The sequence below is a fragment of the Bacillus sp. 3103sda1 genome, assembly GCF_024159135.1.
In the GTDB taxonomy this organism is placed as follows: Bacteria; Bacillota; Bacilli; order Bacillales; family Bacillaceae_G; genus Bacillus_A; species Bacillus_A rhizoplanae.
On record NZ_JAMYWS010000001.1, the window covers coordinates 2,729,585 to 2,751,912 of the forward strand.

A 22,328-nucleotide genomic window follows, 5' to 3' on the forward strand; every position below is an offset into this window, starting at 1 on the left:
ATGATAAATACATGCCCACTGTACGCTAAGCAAATTTCGACAAGAAAAAAGCCGATTTCCTGTACGTTAAGGAAAATCGGCTTTTCATTATTCTAAAGGAAGATCGTACTTATTTCATTTTTTATCGTATTTTCATCATTAATAAAAATCATCTTACCCTACTCACTGCTTTCCTTACAAACATATATTTAATTTTGTTTATAAACATCTGCCGTCAACTCTTCCAGTAAAGGCTCGTCTATTACTTCAAAATAACTTCCCTTCTTTTCTAACGCTCCTTTATCACAAAGAGTATTTAATGTTCGCAGTAAATGTCGATAACTCGTCCCTAATAGCTCCGATACTTCAGTTAAATTCCCTTGAAATATCATTGTTTTTTCTCTATCCTCAACCTTTTCACTTGTCGCAAGAATGTAACTCGCTAATCGGCTCTCAAGTGGATAAAGTAAATTAATAGAGCTATTTTGAGCAAGTCTAGCTAGTTTATGGGCTAAAGAATCACAAATAAAGCTTAAAAAAGTTGCGTCATGAAGTAAACGTACTCTAATTTTTTCTAGTGGGATTCCAATGCAATATGAATCCTCTATCAGTTGAACATTTGAAAAAGTTTTTTGAGAACGGACCAATTCTACATCTCCGATTACTTCAAATCGATTATAAAAAGTTAATAATAAAGATTTACCGTTACTTAAAGTCGTATATACCTTCGCTTTTCCTTCTACAAAGAAGTAAAGGTAAGAAAGCGTTTCATTTTCTCTACATATGTATTCATTCTTTTTAAATAACAACAATTCCATAACAGATTTTATATCGCTACTGAAAAATCCCTCAATATTATTCTTTTGAATATACTCATCTAACTTATGCGGATCATATATTTTTTTCATAAATCCTCCAAATCCCCTCTTTACTATGACATATGTCATAATACCCCTTAATCCAATCATGATAAATTATGATTAAAATTGCAAGGAGGAAACGCTATGTACAAATTACTTTCCGCACTTATTGGTGCTTTTATCGCACTTATGCTTCCATTAAACGGCATCTTAGCAGAAGTTATAGGAAACTATAACGCCAGCGTTCTTATTCATATTGTTGGATTAATTGCGGTTATTATCATTTTACTAGTTGGTAAATTTAAAATTAAGATTCACAAAGGAATCCCGCTCTACTTATATAGCGCAGGAGCTATTGGAGTGTTCACCGTACTATTTAACAATATTAGCTTTTCGGAGCTTGGTGTATCCTTAACAATCGCTTTAGGCTTACTCGGTCAATCGATTACTTCTATTATCATCGATCATTTCGGATTATTAGGAATGAAAGTTGTGAAGTTTGAAAAAAAGAAAATGGTCGGCCTACTACTTATTGCTTCTGGAATTTTTGTCATGAATATTTTTTAACGGAGGGTAAATGATGTTATATATATGTATTGCCATTTTAGCTGGATGTTCCATTGTAATCGCAAGAGTAATTAATGCAAACTTAGCAACTCAAATTGGAATTTTCCAAGGTACTTTTTTCAACTATATCACTGGTCTAGCTTTTTCTTTTCTATTTTTAGTTTTTAGTAATGAATCTTTTAATATGTCCTACACGACATTGCAATCCATACCGTTTTTCGCTTATTTAGGAGGATTAGTAGGTGTTATCGTAATTGGATTATCAAACTATATTATCCCTAAAATATCTTCCTTCTATTTGACATTACTCATTTTTATTGGTCAATTAAGTATGGGAATTATCATTGATTTTTTCAATTCACATGAACTATCGGTTGGTAAGATCGTTGGAGGTTTATTAGTATTAATGGGACTCACATATAATTTAATCATTGATCGAACAGATATATCTGTTCAAAATAAGAAACAAGCCTACTGAGGCTTGTTTCTTATTTTCATATTTACTCTTTCTTATTTAATAACTTCTTTTCCACCCATGTATGAGCGCAATACTTCCGGAATCATAACTGATCCATCTTCTTGTTGGTAATTCTCTAAAATCGTTGCTACTGTGTGCCCTACCGTAATCCAGAACCATTTCATGTATGCGCAAATTCTGGTTTTGCTCCTTGTGTACGACCAAAACGAATACCTGCACGGCAAGCTTGGAAATCTTCACAGTTTGAACAAGAAGAAATTTCTCGATATGTTCCATAGCTCGGTAACCATACTTCAATATCATATGTTTTTGCAGATGGGAATGCCATATTGGCTGTACATAATGTAATTACTCGATAAGGTAATTGCAGCAATTGTAATACTTTTTCCGCATTAGCTGTTAATTTTTCTAATTCGTCGTATGATTCTTTTGGTTTTGTATATTTGACCATTTCAACTTTTCTTCAATTAAAGCGCCCGATTGTTGAAGATCATTGCTTATTCAATATGAGCACCCGTTAATTCTACAAGGGGTTTTGGCAGAAAATCGCAGTTTTTCTGCCAAGGCCCCTACTATAAATTAATTTAAATTTATCGATTTATATTCTTTGTCATACCAATGGTAAATTTCTTAAATCCAAAAGTTTCATAATATGTTTCCAAACTTTCTACACACATAAGTTGAGGAATTACTCGATTTTGCTCACAATGTTGAATAATTCGATTCACCATTTCTTTTCCGATTCCCTCAGACTGATAGCTTGGTAGCACACACACTCCACATACAATTCCAGTAATTACACCATCCGAAATAACACGTCCCATACCTACTAATTGTTGCTTATCAAAAGCATATATTGCATACCAACTTTGATTACACATTTGTTCCAATTCATTAACTGTTAATTTAAGTGAATTCCATCCTAAAGATTCATATAGGGTCAGTAATTGCTCAAAGTTATCAGGGGGCTCAATCGTATAATGTATAGATTTTTCCATATAATCACCTCCTGGATTTTGTATATTACATTTTAACATCAACACATGAATTTATATTTTCACATAGCTTCTTCCATTAACTTGTCCCCGTTACTTGAAGAAAAAACCGCATTATCATTGTTCCAGTAACGCACCCGATTGTTAAACCATCCAACATTGTTTGCGAACTACGAAGTAAAGGCTAAGTTTATTTGCTTTTATTTTTACCAAATTTCTCATTACCACGTTTAAAGTTACCCGTAATTTTAGCTAACAATAACTGTACTTCAGTTATATTATCTTCAACTTCTTTGATTCTTGCTATAAGACGCTCTGCCTCTCTATCCTTTACAATTTTAATTTGTTTACCTCCGTAATAGATTACTACCGTTCCTTTTTTCGTTATTTGATAAGCAAAAGGTTCTTTACTTAATCTGTTTCGTTTATCTATTTCGCTCACTGCACCGTCTCCCTACTTATTTTAGTTTCGAACATTACATTCAAAAAAATCAGTTTGTTCACTTGTTTTCTTTTAATATTTTATTCACAGTTTGTGTTAACTACGACATAAAGAGAGATGGATTTTCATTTCTCTTCTTACATTAAATGGCCCTTTAATGGAATAACATAACTTGCGGTTTTAGAGATTGTTTTATCAATCACATTAGTAGGTGAAGATTGTTTCCACGATGTAATAGTTTTATAAGTACTAACCATTAAACATTAATTTCCAAATACCTAGAATTAAAAGGAATAGTATGCATAGCAGCATAAGAAATAAAAGGGGTAAAGAAAACTTTAGTATGGAGGGAATACCCCATGCCCATCAAGTTAAGAAAATAGATTACCCCAAAACGATAAAAATGATGTGTAGAGATAATAAAGTTATTTAATTTACAAAAAAATCGTTTAAAAAATATGTTAAGTGACAATAAAGTTGTTTAAAAAATACCAATCATTGTATTCAACAATCGAGCGTTTTTTCTTGATGTATCGGGTCAGATTGTTGAGTAACTTATTTTCAAAATAAATTGATTATTTATGTTTAAATTTATAGAGGAGATTGTGAATAAATGTACTTAAACTAAAGGGGCAGGATAGTTCAATAAAGCCCGTCCTGTTTCGCTTCCCTGGCCTATAACTTGAATTGGTACTCATTTATATTAACCAAAATGAATATCTATTGTTGAAACTATATTAACTAGGGAGGAATCTTCATGGGATACTTTGTTACCGTAGAGTCAGGTGTGAATTTATATGTAGAAGATATTAACCCCGGGGGAAATAAGACCATCGTATTTTTACATGGCTGGCCGTTAAGCCATAAACAGTTTGAATATCAGTTTAATGTTCTTCCTGCTATGGGCTATCGCTGTATTGGTATAGACTGGAGGGGATTTGGCAATTCGGATAAACCAATGAGCGGCTATACTTTTAACAGACTTGCAGATGATATCCGCACAGTAGTTGGTACACTTCAAATAAACAATTTTACTCTTGTGGGTCACTCTACCGGTGGGTCTATCGCAATTCGATATATGTCTCGTCACAATGGTTTTAGGGTATCAAAGCTTGTTCTTATTGATGCGGCCGCTCCAATTGGATTTACCGCAGAAACTGCTAATAACTACCTTAAAGAAACCTTAAATGATCGGCCTAAAATGATGCAGGACGTAACAGATGGCTTTTTCTTTCAGTATATAACTAAACCATTTTCGGACTGGTTTTTGCAAATGGGGCTACAAGCAGCAAGTTGGTCGACAGCTGCTATTATAACTACATTAAGAGATGAGAAGCTACATGCGGATCTTCCGAAAATTAATGTTCCTACTTTAATCGTTCACGGCATTCATGACAAAGTTATTCCATTTGCACAAGCTCAGGAACTAAATGAAAAGATAAGAAATTCACAGCTTGTTCCGTTTCAATATAGTGGTCATGGCCTTTTCTGGGAAGAACGCGAGAAATTTAACCAACTATTGGCACAATTTATTTAGTTAAAAATTTGACCTAAATTCAAATAAACAGAGGACGATAGCGTAATAATCGAGTACGCTTTACGGACAGTAAAATATTTGCTGTAATTATTAGACTCAATACAGTGTTGAACAAAAAGATATGTTAGTTCAACCAGCTAATGGGCTGCAATTATAATCATTATCTTAATCTTCCGCAAAAGAGTGCGATTGTTAATTAAAACTCAGATTTCAAACGACTTTATTGTTATATTTTTTAGTGTAGTGAAGTATCTCGCATCGAGATTAAACAACTATATTTTTAACCCCGTCCCAAATTTAGAACGGGGTTATGCTTGTTTGAGCTTTTAAAATTAAATAACTTTATTGTCATTTTACAAATGAACTTCTTTGCTATAAAAGACAACAAATTTTCATTTTGGGGGCATTATAAAATTTTAACTTGATGGCGATGGGGAATACCCCTATATTAACAGAAATAAGTATGGTTATAATTCCCAAATCATTTAACATTTAAAAGGAGGTAAAAACATGAGTGAACAGATACTGAAAGTAAATAAAGTAGATATATGTACAGAAAGTTTTGGAAATCCTAAGGATCCTGCTATGCTTTTAATCATGGGAGCGATGTCTTCATTAGACTGGTGGGATGAGGACTTCTGCCTCCGTCTTGCAGATCAGGGGAGATTTGTCATTCGGTACGATCATCGTGATTTGGGACGATCCGTCACTTATGAACCTGGGACTTCTAACTATACAATAACGGACATGGCTGACGATGCGGTTGGAGTCCTGGATGCTTATTCCATAGAACGGGCCCATATCGTTGGAATGTCCCTGGGCGGTTTGATCGGTCAGATTCTTGCCCTGAGATATCCAGAACGCATATTTACGCTTACCCTAATTGCATCAAGTGTGTTCGGGACTGAGATGAAAAAACTGCCTCCAATGGATCAAAGCATACTGGATTACCATGCGAAAAGTGCTTCCATAGATTGGTCAAATCGTGAGACGGTCATTTCCTATCTGGCGGGTGGATGGAAAACTTTATGTGGTTCCAAACCTTACGAGGAGGTAAGAATATATAAACTGGCGGAAAGAGAGGCTGCCCGAGCTAAACAGCTGCCGAGCAGATTCAATCATGCCATGCTGCAAGGCGGAGACGAGTATTACGATAGAATGGGTGAGATCAACGTACCTGTCCTCATTATTCATGGCACAGAAGATCCAGCTCTCCCATACGAGCATGGACTTGCTCTTGCGAAAGCTATTCCCCATGCTGAATTAGTGGCTCTTGATGGATCAGGTCATGAGATTCATAGTAAAGACTGGGACCAAATTATAGACTCAGTTGTAAGTCTTAGTTCGCGATAAAAAATTAGTGATTTCACTTTTTATATTAAAAGATGCCTTATTAAATTTTATACCTGTTGTATACTAGCTAATCTATATGAAGTGAGCAAAAACACCAATCCCTTACAGTTCAAGGGATTGGTGTTTATTCATATTTTATCGTTTATACAGTTTTATACATTGTAGATGAATCAACGTTTTTGGTTTTTTCAGAATCCTGTTAGCACAAAAAAATCAGGTTTTATGTGATCTCTTATTCAATATTATGGCCCTTTAACGGAACAACTCTATTATCACTCAACAGTTTCTTAATTAACCATAAAAACGGTTTAACTTTTATAAACAGTTCATCTTTTTCAAAACGGTTCAACTTTATTTCAAGGATACAATAGCAACATGATTATTCTAATTTTAAAGTACGTAATGGTAGTTTAATAAGCAAATATATTAACGAATTCTAGCCTTACGGAAGCCATCAAATACACCGATTACTGTAAATAAAATAAAGATGAAAATTCCACCGCCAACTATCCATGTTTTAAATTGATTAGTTGTTATGGTAAATAAATCAGCCATATACGTAATAAAGTCTTGGGTCATCAAATTCGGATTTGTTACTATAACAATGAATACAATGGTTGCGATAAGCTGGAGTGCAGTATTACAAATTGCTATTCCTTTTGTCCATTGCCCCTTTAATAATTTATAAAGAGCTAATGCTATTTCGAGACCAATTACAACAAGAACGATTGGCCAATATCCAAGTAAAACTTCCTGATTAAAAGTTGGGGTCACGAATTCAAGTACGTCTCTACTGCGTTCATATACACCTACAAGATGATTTGCATAAAAATAAAAAGTTGACCAAATCGCAGTCCACATTAAACTTACAAATACTTCGCCCTTTGAAATCGCTTTTTTCTTAGGAATATTATGGATATTTTTCAAATCATCAGGTGTCCATTTTTTAAAGCTTGCTGTTAATGGCTCCTCATCTCTTCCTTTATCTGCTCTTTCCAAAATAGCAAACACAAGTGTTAGCCAAAAGAATACGTAGATCCCTACTTCAATGATGCTCCCTATTCCTTTGCCTATAAGACTAAAAACAATACTTATAACCGCTTGTTCTCCACTATATCCAATAAAATGTTCGGCAATCACCGAGATTAACGAAATGACAGCGGCAATCGGTAAAATCATTTTTAGTAGCGTCACATATCCATCAAAATAGCGGGGACCAATTAAGTGCGTTGGCCAGTCTCGATAACCATTAGCCATTGTGACTGGGCTCCCTAATTTTTCAAGAACCGCCTTTACATCTTCTTCACTGTAATCATCAGGCAGCATATCCTCTATGGTTGACCGTAACTCTAGAGCAATATCCTCACGATTTTTTTCAGGCAGTCTCCGAGTAACTTCGTGTATATAAATCTCAATCAGATTCATCGTCTTCCTCCTTTTTTAATAAGCTATAGAGTTCTTTCGAATTCTTAAGCCATTCCTTTTTTAACTGCAAAAAGATCTCTAACCCATATTCACTTAAAACATAAAACTTACGGGGTCTACTCTCTGATGTATCCCAACTACTCGTCACTAATTCCTGTTTTTCTAATCGGCGAAGCAATGGATATAAGGTACTTTGTTCAATGGTAATGCCCGATTCCTCCAATAACTGAACAAGTGAATATCCATACTGGGGTGTTCGTAATTGACTTAAAACGGCTAATGTCAACGTTCCTCTCCTAAGCTCTGTCGTTAATGAATTCAATAATGTACTCATTCACCCACCTCATTTTTTATATACTATATGTCATACAGTGTATACTTTATGCTATGCATCATACAGTATTATTGTTACAACATTATTTGAAATAAAATGACCTTTTAAGAAATAACAAGACAAATTGTAAGAAAAGTACATAAAAAACAACGTTTGTATTCAAACGTTGTTTTCTCTATCATTTCATTATTTTGGTTTACTTTATCAGAAGGCTATATTACTTTTTTCTTTGTTCCATTTAAACAAAGAAGTCACCTCATTCATTCGCTTTTAGATAAATGAAAAAAGCATAAACAAATAAATCCTCATCATATTTTCAAAAAATATGATGAGGATTTGAATGTAGCCTATACCTTTTTCTTGTTTAGTCTATGACTTTATTGTAATTACACAATAATCACGCTTGCATAACCAGACCATTTGGACGAAGGCGACTCATCATAATTTCATCAATAAATTTACCGTTTGCTTTTAAACTCCCCTTCTTTGTTCCTTCTTCTATAAAGCCAAATTTTTCATACAACGCTTGTGCACCAGGATTTGTTTCGAGAACGCCAAGTTCTACCCTTTCAAGCATTAGCCAATTGTCCGTAAGATCGAGAATTTTTGTGAGTAATGCTTTCCCAATTCCTTTTTTATGATATTCACTATCTACACCGATAAATATGTCTCCCGAATGCGATCTTCGTCCTTGTCCTTGCGTTAAACCTACAAATCCAACAACATTACCATCAAACTCCGCAACAAATTCAAATTGATTATGTCCTAAGTTACGAATTCTATTTTCCATAGCATCTACTCGCATACTTGGCATGAAAACCATATATGGCAAAACTGCATCTTGTATACAAATACGATGAATTGCGCTAGCATCCTGTATCTGAACGGGACGAATGGTTACTTCCATTTCAACATCTCCTTCAACTAAAAAATAAGATTGTTTTGGGATATTCTATACACTATGTAAAGATTCCTATCTAGGGCTATGGAAATGATTCATGAATCACTATTATTGAATTTCTTTCACAGACTTTCAAAATGGATAAAAAACTATTAGTGTAGCTTTGAAATAAAGTCATGATGTTTATAAAAAAGTTACGATGTTTAAAACAAAGTCGCGACGTTTATAAAAAAGTTGCGATGAAATACGTTATCACACACTTTTTATCAAACTTAATTCAAAAGCTACAGAGGGCATTGAAAAAGTCTATTTCACAATAAAAAGAAGCTGATTACCTACTATATGTACATGATCAGCTTCTTTTTATTTTCTATATATTTACGCATTTTTGATCAAACTTTTTTATAAAACGAAAAGTTCATCCAAAAAGAAATGAATCCATTTTGATTAATCTTTTTTCAAAATGGATTCTTTTCGGTTCTCACTAAATAAGGGTTTGCAAAACATTTCTGATCAAACTTTATTCCAAACCAACATCCGGATCAATGGAAGCAAGTTGATTTGCCCATTTAGCAATATTTGCTGCAGGATTGCTTCCGTCGGCAGGATAGTCCGTAATATGATACCAGCTAATCGTACGTTTTTCGCCAGCTTTCATGCTAGCATCAAACGATGCTCCGAAGATATATCCAAAAGCACTTAATCCGGAGGGCTGGTCCTTCGTCCAAGCAATTCCATGAGCAGGGCTGGAGATGGCAGTTTTCGGACCGTCATAAATATAGTTTCCAGTCCATCCTGAAGTCATGAAGCCGGGATTTGTTTTCGTAATCCCTGGAACAAACGCTGTGTCATCTGCACTGTCTGGATCAAGCAGGTATTGGAAATAACCATTGAAATCCTTCTCACCCGTATTCTCCAATTCGAGCGTAAACTTTACCACCGGTGCATTTGGAAGTGCCCGATACGTAACAGAAGCTTTAATAGAAGGATCTATTTGTGCCTGTCCGGATGCCTGGATGGTATCGCCAACCGTTTCGATATTCGATAATGACAGCCACTCTCCATCACGGTTCCAAGGACGCTTTGGATCGTTCATTGTCGGTGAAAGGATCCATTCACTCCAATCGAGCGTTTCCAGTGCGTTGTCATCAAGCAAGGCAATGTCCCCAAGCCAGCCTGGCTGAAATGTACCTGCCAGGTTATTAGCGCCAATTTGTGAGGAAATCGTCGCTTGGATGCGGTTATTCATGATATAGTGATAGGTTTGTCCCGTCATGGCATCGAGCCGCGGGCTTCCAGCATTAAAATCCGGCGCTTCCAGGGACATTCCTGCCACAGGTGCTGTGATTTCACTTATTTTAAATGCAACTGTTTTCACTTCCCCGCTGGCAACTTCTACGGAAACTGGCGCACCGCTTTGATAGCCCCTACGTTTAGCTGTAAGAGAATATTTGCCAGGCTGCAGTCCGATAAGGTATTGTCCGTCAGCATTTGTTGTAGAAACCTGGCTGTTTCCTTGGCTGTCTGTCGCAACAATCGTTGCCCCTCCAATCGGTTCTCCTGTTACACTGTCCGTTACCTGTCCAGATAGTCTCGGCCAGCGTTGTGCAGCCTTTCCTCCTGGAGTAAAGGCGTACAGGTTCCCGTCTAATGCTCCCACAACTAACGTATTTCCGGAAATAGCCGGGGAAGAAGCTACCCATGCTCCTATTTCGTGCTCCCATAAAGGTTGTCCGGTCAATTTGTCAAATGCATGAAGTTTTCCATCGTTCGAGCCGATAAATACAGTTTCACCACTAACCGCCGCAGAAGAAATAATCCCACCCTTCGTGCGATAGCTCCACTTCTTTGTACCAGTGGCTGCATCGAACGCAGCTACGTTTCCATCCGGGAATCCCATATACACCACTCCATCCGCTACTGCAGGAGAGGATCCAGTTGTATCGCCAGCAATATAGGATGAATCCGGGCTCTTGTAACGCCATAGCTCTTTGCCCGTAGCTGCATCAAGAGTAACCAGCAAACCGCCGCCGTACCCCATATATATCCGTCCATCCGAGATAGAAGGCATAGAGTGCATCCAGCCGCCAACAGGTTTTTTCCTCCATAATTCTTTACCGGTTGAAGCGTCAAGTGAGATCAGCCAGCCGCCATCTCCTCCAACATAAATTTTCCCGTCCTGAACGACAGGAGTGGATTCTACAATCCAGCCGCCAGCTAAAGGAACATTCCATATTTCTGCACCTGTGCGGGCATCAAGAGCCATCATTTTACCGCCGCTGCCTGTGCTGTATGCCTGGTAGACTACTCCATCTACTACCGTTGGAGAATAGTACATCCAAGCGCGCTGTACTTCATCCTTCCCAACAGTCTGTTCCCAAATTACCTCTCCGGTTTCTGCATTCATGGCATAAAGTGTACCGCGAATCGACGAAGCATATACAATTCCGTCTGCAACAGCAGGCGAAGCTTGTACCTGTGCGTCTGCTTTTACTTCCCACCGCTTTTTTCCTGTCTCAAGGTCAACTGCATGGATAGCGTGATGCTCATTACCGCTTTCATCACGTGTACCAATATAAACCACACCATTTGAAATGGCAGGTGACGAAGTAAGGATTGTTCCAGGTGTACGGTATGTCCAATCAAGGCTCAGACCAGCTGCAAGTGTATCTTTTGCCTCCCCGGTATGCTGGGCATTGCCGTGGAACATCGACCAGTCTGTTCCCTTCTTCGGTTTAATCCGAGTTTCATTATCAACAATGCTAAACGTATTATTTTTAACCCAAGTCTTGCCCCCATCATCTGTTACTCTAACTTCAATGGCATGCTGACCTTTGTCTGCTTTTCCAGCATCCCATTGATCATACCAGGCCATACCGCTGCTTTGCTTTAGCTTTCTCCACGAACCGCCATCAATACGGTATTCAACCTTAGTGACGTTACTTGTTGTGTTATAGGCATTTACCAAAATGTCCATTTTTCCTTGTGGAACTTCGCTGCCTGCTGCAGGATGAACAATCGCCGCGCTTTGCTTCACGTCATACATTTTATATTGCTCTTCCTGCTTGTCTCCCTGGAAGGTAACCATGCGGAATCCGTTCGGCATCTGGTCAATTGTATAGGCACTAGAAACGGTTGTCACATGGTTAGCGCCTGGAATTGTGTCCTGGGCTACATCATTGACGTGAGTATGTCCTACCATCACCAAGCGCGTATGATATTGGCTAAGAAGATCAATAAATTGCTTCGTATTTTCTGGCGTCGGGGTTTCTGGAGTATTCATCGGTTTGTGAACAAATACAACAACTTCTTTGTCTTTTGCATTCAGTTCAAGATCCTGTTTTAACCACTCGAATTGATCAGTTTCTTTGAAACCCAATACATTTTCTAATGTTACAAAGTGTCTATTGCCATAATCGAATGAATACCACTCCGGTCCAAGATAAGTACGGTAACGGTTAATTCTCGTTTGATAATCCGTTCCCGGCCCAAAATCATGGTTCCCAACTGCCGGATAAACCGGGAGAGAAGATGTTGCCGTACTCGCAGTATAATCCTGGAATTCTGTTGGGTCTGCCCGGTTGGTCAAATCCCCGCTTACGGCGATGAATGCCGGATTTCCGGTTGATTCATTGATTTGTGCTAACTGATCTGTGAAGCGTTCACGATTATTTGCAGTACCTGCCTGGACGTGAACATCGGCAATGTTGACAAAGCTGAAATTAGGATTGCTGCTTTCCGGCGTATGTAGGAGACCAAAGTTTTGCTCCTTTGTTTCCCCAGGCTGCACATTGCCAAGCTGTCTGTAAAACTGAGGTGTCTTGTTTTTGTCAGTCGGTACGCTGTATCCACTTGGGGTTGTTACAAAAACAATATCGTCCTGACGTCTATCTGTATCAATCGTTAACGTATAGTTTCCTTGATCATCTGTAACCGTTATATTTTTACCGTCAGATACGGAAACATGCGGAATGCCCTCCTCGTTCCCATCACGGCTCCCATTTCCGTTTTTGTCAGCGAAGACTGTACCCTTTATAGTTGCTGTAGGATTTTCCGCTACAACTGGTTTAACTACAGCAGCAAAAGCGAGGCCGCACATTACAACTGCAGCAACAGGTTTAAGTTTTTGTTTTATATTTTTCCCTTTGGCTTCTATTGGCTTCATGATTTCTCCTCCTGATTTTTTATATAAATTCCCCCGATAATTTGAACCTCAATAAGTAATGTTCGTACCACCACCTTAAAAGCTTAGTTATTTTATCAAGCGAAGAAACGCTCGAAATACCAAATCAGCCCGATTCCAAAAATACCAGCCGTCGCTGCTGCCTGTACGACAGTGGACCATTGAAACCTGCGGATATACACAAGTAAAGGAAATAAAATCAGAATAATTAAGGCTTGTCCTGCTTCTACACCAACGTTGAATGACAAAATCGATAACAGTGATCTCCAGGTCACGTCGTTAGCAAGCTGTAAAGCACCAGCAAAGCCAATCCCGTGGATAAGTCCAAACCCAAATACAACTGCAAATCGATATTTTAATGAAAAGCCAAAATAATTTTCTACTGCTACAAATGCAATACTTAGAGCAATGAGCGGTTCGACAATGGCTGCAGGGAAGTGAATCAATTTTAACGCTGTTAAGCCAAGAGTAATACTGTGGGCTAAGGTAAATACAGAAATTACTTTTAGAACGTCCGTTATTCGGCGGGCTCCAAATACGAGTGCTATAACAAAAAGGATATGATCATAGCCGATCATGATATGGTGGAAACCGAGTTGAACAAAGCGAAAAAACTGTCCTGCTGCGCTATCCTTTCCGACGTTGAGTTCCCTGTCTTCTGTATTGAAAATAAATTGGCCTTTTTTATTTTCTAAGTCGTATGAAGCGATATTTCGATGCATCGTATCATTGTCATCGAAGAAAACACTATAATGTATTTGAATGGAAGATTTGGCTGAAGGAGCTGGAAATTCAAGCCCAATTTTGGCATACTCCCGTCCCACCCTGCGTTCAATCTTTGTTGAATTAACGGAGCCTTTTGCTTTCGCTCCATCGGTGAATACCTCAACATGGGAATCAAGGTATTCAGCTACAGCATCACGATGTTTTTCTAATGCTGTATTCAGCATCTCTTCCCGATCCCCTGGACTAACACCAAAATCAATCAGCCTCCCCAGTTCGAAAAAATCAAGCTGCAATTCTACATGAAGCTTATCCCTATCCATCGTAATTTTCGAATACCCTTCACTGTTATCAGTGTGGGCAGATGCATTAATAGGTAAAAACATTAATGTGATAAAGGAAAATAACGCAGCGAACCCAACTACTATTTTTTTCAAAGTCTCTCACACCTTTAATCTAGAAATTTAACAATCAAAAAGTATTTGTTAATTAAAAGCGTAAGATATTTTTGTAAAGTAAATATAAAGTAAATGTTTAAATATTATTAATATTTCGTATCTTAAAAAGGATAAATAGACTAGAGATTCGAATCCTGTAATCTCTAGTCATTAATATTGCACCAAATAGGGGGTGAGGTAGCATCTAACGATTTCACCGCCATCTGTCCAATAAATGGAAATCACATTCAGGATATTGTGGCTTTAAAATAAAGTTACGACGTTTATAAAAAAGACGCGATGTTTTGAATAAAGTCACGATTTTTGTAAAAAATTTGCTATACTTTTCCTCTTCCAATTAAAGAATTCTAAGTGATTTTCAATCAAACTTTTTTATAAAAACTTATATCCAACTGAAATAAAAAACGCTCATTTTGATCAATCTTTTTTCAAAATGAGCGTTTTTTTGTTATTAAATCAACGTTTGTAGCTACGTTTTAATCAAACTTTATTTCAAAGCAACAATTAGTACCTAAAAGTAGATTGAGTTTATTTCATTTTTTATCATTCTTAAAGGATTTTAATCAATCTTAATAGATACTTAAACAATAAAGAAGCTGAATCAAATATTGTTGAAAAACGACTTCTCGAGTCAGCTTTTCTTTTTAAATTGTTCATCAAAATTCTAGAAAACTTGAGAAATAAATTATTTGAATTTTCAGTATTCTAATAATAGAAACTTAATGCTACCATTAAGCTACTCTCTTTTTAAAAATTTTTGTTAGGGGGAAAAAATGATGAAGAAAAAGAGTCTAGCACTTGTGTTAGCAGCTGGAATGGCAGTGACAACATTTGGAGGGACAAGCTCTGCGTTTGCAGATTCAAAGAACGTACTTTCCACAAAGAAATATAATGAGACGGTACAGTCTCCAGAGTTTGTATCGGGCAATCTAACAAGTGCATCAGGAAAGAAGGCAGAATCTGTTGTATTTGATTATTTAAACACTGCTAAAAAAGATTATAAACTAGGCGAAAAAAGTGCAGAAGAATCCTTTAAAGTACAAAAGATTATAAAAGACCCTGTTGGAGAAGCAACAGTTATCCGTTTACAGCAAATATATGAAGGTGTACCAGTATGGGGATCTACTCAAGTAGCTCATGTTGGGAAAGATGGTGTATTAAAGGTTGTATCAGGAACAGTTGCACCTGATTTAGATAAGAAAGAGAAATTGAAGAACAAAAATAAAATTGAAGGAAAAAAAGCGATTGCAATCGCACAAAAAGATTTAGGATTTACCCCAAAATATGAAGTAGAGCCGTCTGCGGACTTATATGTATATCAAAATGGTGAGGAAACAACATATGCATATGTTGTAAAATTGAATTTCTTAGATCCAGAGCCAGGAAACTATTATTATTTCATTGAAGCTGATAGCGGTAAAGTTTTAAACAAATATAATACAATCCACAATGCAACAAATGACAATACGGCTCCAAGTAAACCTGTAACAGGTACAAGTACAGTAGGAACCGGTAAAGGGGTATTAGGCGATACAAAGTCTATTAATACAACACTCTCTGGATCTAGTTATTATTTACAAGATAATACACACGGTGCAACAATTTACACATACAATGGGAACAACCGGACAAGATTGCCGGGAACGTTATGGGCAGATACAGATAACGTCTTTAATGCTAAATCCGATGCAGCAGCAGTGGATGCTCATTATTATGCAGGTGTAACATATAATTATTACAAAAACACCTTTAACCGCAATTCTTATAACGATGCTGGTGCACCGTTAAAATCTACGGTTCACTATGGCAAAAATTATAACAATGCCTTCTGGAATGGATCGCAAATGGTCTATGGTGATGGAGATGGATCTACATTTATTGCATTTTCCGGTGGTATCGATGTTGTCGGACATGAGTTAACACATGCCGTGACAGAATATAGTTCAAACCTCATTTATCAAAATGAGTCTGGTGCGTTAAATGAAGCATTCTCTGACATCTTTGGAACATTAATAGAATACTATGATAACCGTAATCCAGATTGGGAAGTTGGTGAAGATATTTATACGCCTGGTCAAGCTGGGGATGCGCTTCGTTCTATGAGCGATCCAACAAAATATGGTGACCCAGATCATTACTCTAAACGTTATACTGGAACGAGCGATAATGGCGGCGTTCATACAAATAGCGGTATTATCAATAAAGCTGCTTACTTATTAGCAAATGGCGGTACACATTATGGTGTAACAGTGAATGGCGTTGGTAAAGATAAAGTAGGTGCAATTTACTATCGTGCAAATACAGTATACTTAACTGAATCTGCAACTTTTAGTCAAGCGCGTGCTGCCTTAGTACAAGCAGCAGCTGATTTATACGGCGCAAACTCTGCAGAAGTGGCAGCTGTGAAGCAGTCATATGATGCAGTTGGTGTAAAATAGGTTCCACTCCCCTTTATATAGTGAAAGAGGCTGTCCCAAAAGTAAAACTTTTGGGCAGCCTCTTCCTTTGTATATAAATCGCCTTTTTCTGATATAATCAAGTCACCACAACCAAACCAATCAAAAGGAACGATTCTCTTATGTTTATAACAAAATCCCTATGTATCCTACTCTTTTATCAATAATAAAACCTTTTCTCGATTTTATTTGGTACCTTCAAATGCATAAAAAGCCGGTGTTTTATTAGTATCAGAATTTATTTTTAGCCTCTCATATAAGGATGGCATTAATTCATTTACTGATTCACTATTTGCCCACCTTACTTCAACAATATCATTATCAGGATCATTAATGTTTATTTCACCATCAATAATCTTTGCATGAAAAGTAATGATTAAAGCATGATGACCTCTTTCTTCGAAGAACATTTCTCTAACGGAACTCAACCCGGTAACAACAACGTTAAATCCCGTTTCTTCTTTTACTTCACGGATTATAGCCTGTTCTAAAGTTTCTTCTCCTTCAACTGCTCCGCCCGGAAGGCTCCAATAAAAAGAATCACCCTTTATGTTTTTTACTATTAATATATTCTCATTATCATCATAAATTAAAGCTGAAACCACGTTAACTCTTTCCAAAACCAACTCCCCCTTTTGAAATTATTTCCTACTGATAACTATATCAATTATACTAAAATCAAAGTAAAGAATGCATTAATAGACTCGATTAATTCTTTAAAAAGGAGGACTTAAAAGGAGCAAGCGCATGTTACAAGATATAAAACTAGTACTCTTTGACTTGGATAATACCCTATTTTCGTTTGTCATCTATTATACGCAAGCCACCAAATATTCATTTAATGCTCATAAAGGATACCAAAACGAATAAAAAATTGTGAGTTTCAAATAAATAGCAATAATCAAAATGCAAATCCCAATAAGAATAGCCATATAATCAAGATGCTGCATTTTCGTCCTATAGTACCATGTTCGCTTCTCCTTTTTTCCAAAACCGCGTAAATCCATAGCATTCGAAACAGTATCAATTCGATCCAATGAATGTATCACAAGCGGCCAAAAAATAGTCATTCGATTTTTAATGCGTTGAAAAAGAGTTGCTTCTCCTTTATGAAATGGAATTCCCCTTGCTTCCTGTGCATGTTTAATGAGTTCGTATTCCGTTTGTATATTCGGAATGTAGCGCAGTGCAATATTAACTGCATAAGCAATTTTATAAGGCAGTCCAATTTTGTTTAAGCTGCTTGCAAATTGACTCGGGTGTGTTGTGTAAATAAAAATAAGTGTAAACGGTAATAAGGTAAAATATTTTAATGATAGTGTCATTGCATAAAAAAGAGTTTCTAGTGTAATAGTTGCATAGCCAATATGGAGAAGTGACGTATATGTACCGGTTAGCTCCGATCCATGTGTTGGGGTAATGAGTAAAATCATGATGGAATTCAGAATACTAAATGTGAAAATAACACTAAAAATAATCAACATGCTGCGCGTTGGAATTTTTGCGATGCCTAGTAGTATGCATCCGATTAGAAATAAGCATAATAAAATACGAAAATCAAAGAATAGGAATGTGAGAATCATCCATATAATAAATAGGATTAGTTTTACAGCGCCATCCATACGATGGAAATATGATTTACCTTCTATATATAGTGTCCCCATCTTACTCATGAATGATCCCTCCTCCTTGCTTCCATATAAGATTGAACAAATAGCTGTGGAATTGGCATATTCCCATGTTTCGCTAAGCCAGTAAGTGAGCTCTCACGGAGATTTGCCTGCTTTAAAATACGCTCGTTTGCCAACACGGTAGTTACTGCATCATCTGCAATGATTTCTCCGTTATGTAGTACAATCGCCCGATTTGCGTATTCTAGCGCTAAGTTCATGTCATGTGTAATGAATAAAAAAGCTATTCCACGTTTCGCTAATTTTTGTATAAACATCATAAACTCTTTGTAGTGAAAATAATCTTGTCCTGCAGTTGGTTCGTCTAAAATAATAAGTTTGGGATTTGTAACAAGAATTGAGGCTATCGTTAAACGCTTTTTTTGTCCATAACTTAATGCTTGTACCGGCCAATTTCGAAATGGATATAAACCACAAATTTGTAATACATTTTCTACTATTTTCTGCATTTCTTCTGAAGCATTCTTCAGTTTTAAAGCAAATGCAGCTTCCTCCCAAACAGTTGCTTGTGTAATCATGTGATTAGGATTTTGCATCACATAAGCGATGGCCTCTCCCCGCTTCCGGATTGACCATGTTGTAATATCAGTTCCTTCCAAAAGAATTTTACCTTGATGTTTTTTTTTCATTCCCGTCATGATATGAGCAAATGTTGATTTTCCAGCACCGTTGTTTCCTAAAAGAGCGAGTACTTCACCTTTGTATATAGACATAGATACATCCTTCAATGCAAAATTACTGTTTGGATATGCAAAAGATATATTTTCTATTTTACATATACATTCTTTTTCACATATTGCTGTATGTATTGGGTTTTGTAACATCCATTTTGATAACGTTTCATGTAATATATGAGAATTAATATTTTCTATTGGATAAACTTCTTCATTCGAGAATGGATATTCCAATGTTTTTAATGCTTCTATGTATACTGGCTCCCTTAGCCCTACTTTTTGTAAAACATTTGTCTGTAATATATCAGTCGGTGCTTCGATTGCTACGATGCGGCCATTTTCCAAAAGAATGATTTTATCTAAGTCGAGATCGAGCATTTCTTCAATGCGATGCTCAATAATGATGATTGTTTTATTCGTTTGTCTATGAATCTTTTTCATAAGTTGGATTGCTTTTTGGCTGCTTACAGAATCTAAATTCGCTAAAGGTTCATCAAATAGCAAAATCTCAGCGTTTGTAGCTAGTATGCCCGCTAGAGAAACTGACTGTTTTTGTCCCCCTGATAAATCGTGAGGACTATGTGAATGAAACTTAATCATGTCTACTTCTTTAAGCGAACGTTCTACAACTTGTTTTATTTCCCCTTGCTCCGCACAATCATTTTCCATTGCAAACGCAACGTCTTCTTCAACTGTTAATCCGATAAATTGGGAATCTTGGTCTTGTAGAATCGTTCCTACGCGTTGACTTAACTCGAATATACTCGTATGTCTAGGGTCAATACCACATACAGAAAGATTTCCTGTACTTGTCCCTTCATAAGAAAAAGGAATGAGCCCATTGATACAATGAGCTAATGTAGATTTTCCTGATCCGCTTCGCCCAGCGATTAATACTTTTTCGCCAGGATAAATATGAAAGGTAATATCCTGTATCGTCGGTTCAGCTACGTTTTTATATTGGAATGTGAAATCTTCAAAAGAAATAATCGGTTTCATATGTATATTCCTACTTCTCAATCTTTAATTGAGTATTCTTTTTATTGGCTTTCGCAAGTCCTAACACAATTGGTAAACCGAGGATGAAAAACACGAGAACATCTGCGATAATCGCACCGCCTACTTGGATAGCAATCTTATCGAACGGCTCGCCCATAATGAGAATGTCAAATACACCTGCAAAGATGATTCCCAAAAGAATACCAATTACACCTGTAATAGAAAGGTGGATAATATCCCCTTTACTGTACCTTCCATTTTTCACACTAAATGTAGAGCGCTTTTGGACAAATCCCATAAATAAACCAATGATTCCTGAGCTTAACACCCAGCCCCACCAAATGCCCCAGCCAGCAATGGCATCTGTGATTGTATGACCGATTAGTCCAATTAATAAAGCTGCAATTGGTCCAAAGATAGCACCGAAAATCGTTAATAAAGCCAGCGCTGGTTTTATGAAAGTATTCGGTGCAATGGAAAATCCCCATAATCCTAATACACCGTATATTGCTGAACCGATTCCAATTGCAACAACTAATTTTGTAGAAAGCGTTTTATTCATTTATACTCCCCCTCTCGTTATATAAATTTACTTGGAATAACTTCTATGATTTTCATAGACGCTATTAAATTTATATGATGCAGCAGCGTGAATTATGCTCACCTAATGTACCGTTTGAAAAAATGTGAGCCAATTCGAAATTCATATGTTCCATTTTTTATTGTACATTTTGAATCCGACGTTCTAAATCTCCTTTTTGTTCGATGAAACATGAGCATGTATAGCTATGGTTTGTTATGTGTTCAATCTTAAAATGCGATGAACTTCACTTTCTGGTATACACTGTCTTCCGATACACTTATAATTTTCACTTCTTAAATAATTTTAATAGCTATTTTTAATTCACTAAAAATCAACAAATACAAAAAAATGAAAAAACCAATTCACATCGGTTTTTTCATTCAAAATAAAGCATGATAATTTATCTGACACTAGTAACAGATGTTGGGATTTTTTTCAAACACTCTCCCCTACAACCCAGCCGATCTCTGTAACCTTCTCACAATTTCAAAGAAATCTTCCTGTGATATCCCTGGGGCAAATTCTTCTGGCAATTCATCTAAGTCTGGAATTGGCGCACCTTGTGGGGGGCCATCGATAACTTGAAGCGGCTGCCCATCTTCCGGGTGCTTTCCTTTCCAAATTTTATTTAAGTCTGTGTAATCATTATCACTAAAACGGTACAGTTTTAAGTGGGCACCTTGATCTTCAAAGCGTCTTGCCACATCGAATACTTTGTTAGATAAGCTTGGAATTGGAAGCATTTTTGCCACATCAACACCTGTTGCTACTTCTAACGCTTTGGCGTATGCCAAAACATGAACGCCGCCGCGGACAAGTAAATATCCAATTGCTTCTTTCGCTGTTGGATGATCTGTCATTTCATAAACACGCATTTTGTTTGTCCGTGCTCCGCATTCTAGGAAAAAGTTATGCAATAAGTCTAGTATTAAATTTCCACTATTAAACACATAATCTCCACTCCATGCTTTTCCCATTGAATCACCGACAAGAGTAGTTTGTGCGGTTGAAATAAAGTGCTGCGTATTACGTTTATCTTTCGCAGCTTTCATTGTTCCAATATCAGGATCTCCCGCATGCGTTGTTCCAGTTAAGCAAAGATTAATTGCATTTGAAATCAATTCAACATGTGCAAATTCTTCCGCTGTTATATTGGCAATTAAATCATAAAACGGTTTTAACTTTTTCTTACCGCGAAAGTTAAAAGATTGGAACATATAGTTATTTAGTGTCGACATCTCACCAAAACGGCCGCCTAACAATTCTTGCACCGCAGCCGCTGCGTTTGCATCAGCATACTTCGGGTCAGGGAGTGGGATAATCAACTTGTCAATTCGTTTTATCATCGGTATGAAGCCCCCTTATCTTCATCGTTGCCATCATTACTGATGTATGAAAGATAAAGGTTGTTTCATGTGTATTATTATTCCGGCATTACCCAAACAATTTGCTGCATTCGAATAAAGAAAGGTGTATCCTTTTCTTCAATTACAATATGATCTGGTTTGACAGCTTTTAATACGCCATGCACGCTACCACGCATTGTATCCACGACAACATTTTTCCCAACAATCATTTGTAACGTTTGCACAACATACGGATCAACACTAGAAACCACTTCTCCGCTCAACTGATAACCATTTCGAAAGTCTCCATGCACATCTTCGTGTGAATAATCCATGATTATTAC

General features: G+C 36.9%; 19 protein-coding genes and 1 pseudogene. 5 read left to right on the forward strand and 15 right to left on the reverse strand.

Going from position 1 to position 22,328, the window contains the following annotated elements:
• Positions 1–188: 188 nt before the first annotated feature.
• A complete protein-coding gene (yeiL, locus tag NKR74_RS13525) occupies positions 189–887 on the reverse strand; it encodes a transcriptional regulator YeiL (protein ID WP_253629901.1) in 699 nt (232 codons plus the stop codon).
• Between the two features lie 96 nt (positions 888–983).
• Between yeiL and NKR74_RS13530 the strand changes: the two genes are divergently transcribed.
• Together NKR74_RS13530 and NKR74_RS13535 are read left to right on the forward strand one after the other, a co-directional pair.
• A complete protein-coding gene (locus tag NKR74_RS13530) occupies positions 984–1,406 on the forward strand; it encodes a DMT family transporter (protein WP_098310208.1) in 423 nt (140 codons plus the stop codon).
• 13 nt (positions 1,407–1,419) lie between these two features.
• Positions 1,420–1,884, forward strand: coding sequence for a DMT family transporter (locus tag NKR74_RS13535; RefSeq protein WP_098310207.1), 465 nt, complete (start codon positions 1,420–1,422; stop codon positions 1,882–1,884).
• Positions 1,885–1,916: 32 nt separating this feature from the next.
• Here NKR74_RS13535 and NKR74_RS13540 read toward each other — a convergent pair.
• From NKR74_RS13540 to NKR74_RS13550, 3 genes and pseudogenes are all read right to left on the reverse strand, one after another.
• Positions 1,917–2,344: pseudogene (locus tag NKR74_RS13540) on the reverse strand (aminoacyl--tRNA ligase-related protein); the annotation flags it as partial.
• A gap of 130 nt (positions 2,345–2,474) precedes the next feature.
• Positions 2,475–2,882 (reverse strand): GNAT family N-acetyltransferase, encoded by a 408-nt coding sequence (locus NKR74_RS13545; protein ID WP_098310206.1) that lies wholly within the window; start codon positions 2,880–2,882, stop codon positions 2,475–2,477.
• Positions 2,883–3,069: 187 nt separating this feature from the next.
• The gene (locus NKR74_RS13550) at positions 3,070–3,321 is read right to left on the reverse strand and encodes a hypothetical protein (protein ID WP_098310205.1); all 252 of its coding nucleotides are present in this window, start codon (positions 3,319–3,321) and stop codon (positions 3,070–3,072) included.
• Between the two features lie 757 nt (positions 3,322–4,078).
• Between NKR74_RS13550 and NKR74_RS13555 the strand changes: the two genes are divergently transcribed.
• On the forward strand, positions 4,079–4,858 hold the full coding sequence (locus NKR74_RS13555; protein WP_098310204.1) for an alpha/beta fold hydrolase: 780 nt from the start codon (positions 4,079–4,081) through the stop codon (positions 4,856–4,858).
• A 510-nt stretch (positions 4,859–5,368) separates the two neighbouring features.
• Positions 5,369–6,211, forward strand: a complete 843-nt coding sequence (mleCBF, locus tag NKR74_RS13560; RefSeq protein ID WP_253629902.1) for a CBF family alpha/beta fold macrolide esterase — start codon at positions 5,369–5,371, stop codon at positions 6,209–6,211.
• A gap of 426 nt (positions 6,212–6,637) precedes the next feature.
• On the opposite strand, the gene NKR74_RS13565 is transcribed toward mleCBF, so the two are convergent.
• The 5 genes from NKR74_RS13565 to NKR74_RS13585 all read right to left on the reverse strand — a co-directional run bounded on the left by NKR74_RS13565 (position 6,638) and on the right by NKR74_RS13585 (position 14,214).
• Positions 6,638–7,636, reverse strand: coding sequence for an HAAS signaling domain-containing protein (locus tag NKR74_RS13565; protein WP_253629903.1), 999 nt, complete (start codon positions 7,634–7,636; stop codon positions 6,638–6,640).
• Positions 7,623–7,970 carry a PadR family transcriptional regulator gene (locus NKR74_RS13570; RefSeq protein WP_253629904.1) on the reverse strand — a complete coding sequence of 116 codons (348 nt, stop codon included), beginning with the start codon at positions 7,968–7,970 and terminating at the stop codon, positions 7,623–7,625. The genes NKR74_RS13565 and NKR74_RS13570 overlap by 14 nt, the downstream gene beginning before the upstream one ends.
• Before the next feature lie 397 nt (positions 7,971–8,367).
• Positions 8,368–8,877 (reverse strand): GNAT family N-acetyltransferase, encoded by a 510-nt coding sequence (locus NKR74_RS13575; protein ID WP_253629905.1) that lies wholly within the window; start codon positions 8,875–8,877, stop codon positions 8,368–8,370.
• Positions 8,878–9,391: 514 nt separating this feature from the next.
• Positions 9,392–13,036 carry an outer membrane protein assembly factor BamB family protein gene (locus tag NKR74_RS13580; protein ID WP_253629906.1) on the reverse strand — a complete coding sequence of 1,215 codons (3,645 nt, stop codon included), beginning with the start codon at positions 13,034–13,036 and terminating at the stop codon, positions 9,392–9,394.
• Positions 13,037–13,131: 95 nt separating this feature from the next.
• On the reverse strand, positions 13,132–14,214 hold the full coding sequence (locus NKR74_RS13585; RefSeq protein WP_253629907.1) for a HupE/UreJ family protein: 1,083 nt from the start codon (positions 14,212–14,214) through the stop codon (positions 13,132–13,134).
• 797 nt (positions 14,215–15,011) lie between these two features.
• Here NKR74_RS13585 and NKR74_RS13590 point away from each other — a divergent pair.
• Positions 15,012–16,673: a M4 family metallopeptidase gene (locus tag NKR74_RS13590; RefSeq protein WP_253629908.1), complete on the forward strand. Its 1,662-nt coding sequence runs from the start codon at positions 15,012–15,014 to the stop codon at positions 16,671–16,673.
• 203 nt (positions 16,674–16,876) lie between these two features.
• On the opposite strand, the gene NKR74_RS13595 is transcribed toward NKR74_RS13590, so the two are convergent.
• The 6 genes from NKR74_RS13595 to NKR74_RS13620 all read right to left on the reverse strand — a co-directional run bounded on the left by NKR74_RS13595 (position 16,877) and on the right by NKR74_RS13620 (position 22,319).
• Complete coding sequence (locus tag NKR74_RS13595) at positions 16,877–17,311, reverse strand: NUDIX domain-containing protein (protein WP_253629909.1); 435 nt, start codon at positions 17,309–17,311, stop codon at positions 16,877–16,879.
• Between the two features lie 225 nt (positions 17,312–17,536).
• Positions 17,537–18,355 carry an energy-coupling factor transporter transmembrane component T family protein gene (locus NKR74_RS13600; RefSeq protein ID WP_253631154.1) on the reverse strand — a complete coding sequence of 273 codons (819 nt, stop codon included), beginning with the start codon at positions 18,353–18,355 and terminating at the stop codon, positions 17,537–17,539.
• Positions 18,356–18,360: 5 nt separating this feature from the next.
• A complete protein-coding gene (locus NKR74_RS13605; protein WP_253629910.1) occupies positions 18,361–20,055 on the reverse strand; it encodes an energy-coupling factor transporter ATPase in 1,695 nt (564 codons plus the stop codon).
• A 10-nt stretch (positions 20,056–20,065) separates the two neighbouring features.
• The gene (locus tag NKR74_RS13610) at positions 20,066–20,617 is read right to left on the reverse strand and encodes an ECF-type riboflavin transporter substrate-binding protein (RefSeq protein ID WP_098310193.1); all 552 of its coding nucleotides are present in this window, start codon (positions 20,615–20,617) and stop codon (positions 20,066–20,068) included.
• A 470-nt stretch (positions 20,618–21,087) separates the two neighbouring features.
• A complete protein-coding gene (locus tag NKR74_RS13615) occupies positions 21,088–21,984 on the reverse strand; it encodes a manganese catalase family protein (RefSeq protein ID WP_253629911.1) in 897 nt (298 codons plus the stop codon).
• Between the two features lie 77 nt (positions 21,985–22,061).
• Positions 22,062–22,319 (reverse strand): YuzF family protein, encoded by a 258-nt coding sequence (locus NKR74_RS13620; RefSeq protein WP_253629912.1) that lies wholly within the window; start codon positions 22,317–22,319, stop codon positions 22,062–22,064.
• Positions 22,320–22,328 lie beyond the last annotated feature (9 nt).

Coding starts and splice junctions, on each gene's coding strand:
- yeiL (WP_253629901.1), bottom strand. CDS start 887: ATGAAAAAAATATATGATCCGCATAAGTTAGATGAGTATATTCAAAAG.
- NKR74_RS13530 (WP_098310208.1), top strand. CDS start 984: ATGTACAAATTACTTTCCGCACTTATTGGTGCTTTTATCGCACTTATG.
- NKR74_RS13535 (WP_098310207.1), top strand. CDS start 1,420: ATGTTATATATATGTATTGCCATTTTAGCTGGATGTTCCATTGTAATC.
- NKR74_RS13545 (WP_098310206.1), bottom strand. CDS start 2,882: ATGGAAAAATCTATACATTATACGATTGAGCCCCCTGATAACTTTGAG.
- NKR74_RS13555 (WP_098310204.1), top strand. CDS start 4,079: ATGGGATACTTTGTTACCGTAGAGTCAGGTGTGAATTTATATGTAGAA.
- mleCBF (WP_253629902.1), top strand. CDS start 5,369: ATGAGTGAACAGATACTGAAAGTAAATAAAGTAGATATATGTACAGAA.
- NKR74_RS13565 (WP_253629903.1), bottom strand. CDS start 7,636: ATGAATCTGATTGAGATTTATATACACGAAGTTACTCGGAGACTGCCT.
- NKR74_RS13570 (WP_253629904.1), bottom strand. CDS start 7,970: ATGAGTACATTATTGAATTCATTAACGACAGAGCTTAGGAGAGGAACG.
- NKR74_RS13575 (WP_253629905.1), bottom strand. CDS start 8,877: ATGGAAGTAACCATTCGTCCCGTTCAGATACAGGATGCTAGCGCAATT.
- NKR74_RS13580 (WP_253629906.1), bottom strand. CDS start 13,036: ATGAAGCCAATAGAAGCCAAAGGGAAAAATATAAAACAAAAACTTAAA.
- NKR74_RS13590 (WP_253629908.1), top strand. CDS start 15,012: ATGAAGAAAAAGAGTCTAGCACTTGTGTTAGCAGCTGGAATGGCAGTG.
- NKR74_RS13600 (WP_253631154.1), bottom strand. CDS start 18,355: ATGGGGACACTATATATAGAAGGTAAATCATATTTCCATCGTATGGAT.
- NKR74_RS13605 (WP_253629910.1), bottom strand. CDS start 20,055: ATGAAACCGATTATTTCTTTTGAAGATTTCACATTCCAATATAAAAAC.
- NKR74_RS13610 (WP_098310193.1), bottom strand. CDS start 20,617: ATGAATAAAACGCTTTCTACAAAATTAGTTGTTGCAATTGGAATCGGT.
- NKR74_RS13615 (WP_253629911.1), bottom strand. CDS start 21,984: ATGATAAAACGAATTGACAAGTTGATTATCCCACTCCCTGACCCGAAG.
- NKR74_RS13620 (WP_253629912.1), bottom strand. CDS start 22,319: ATGGATTATTCACACGAAGATGTGCATGGAGACTTTCGAAATGGTTAT.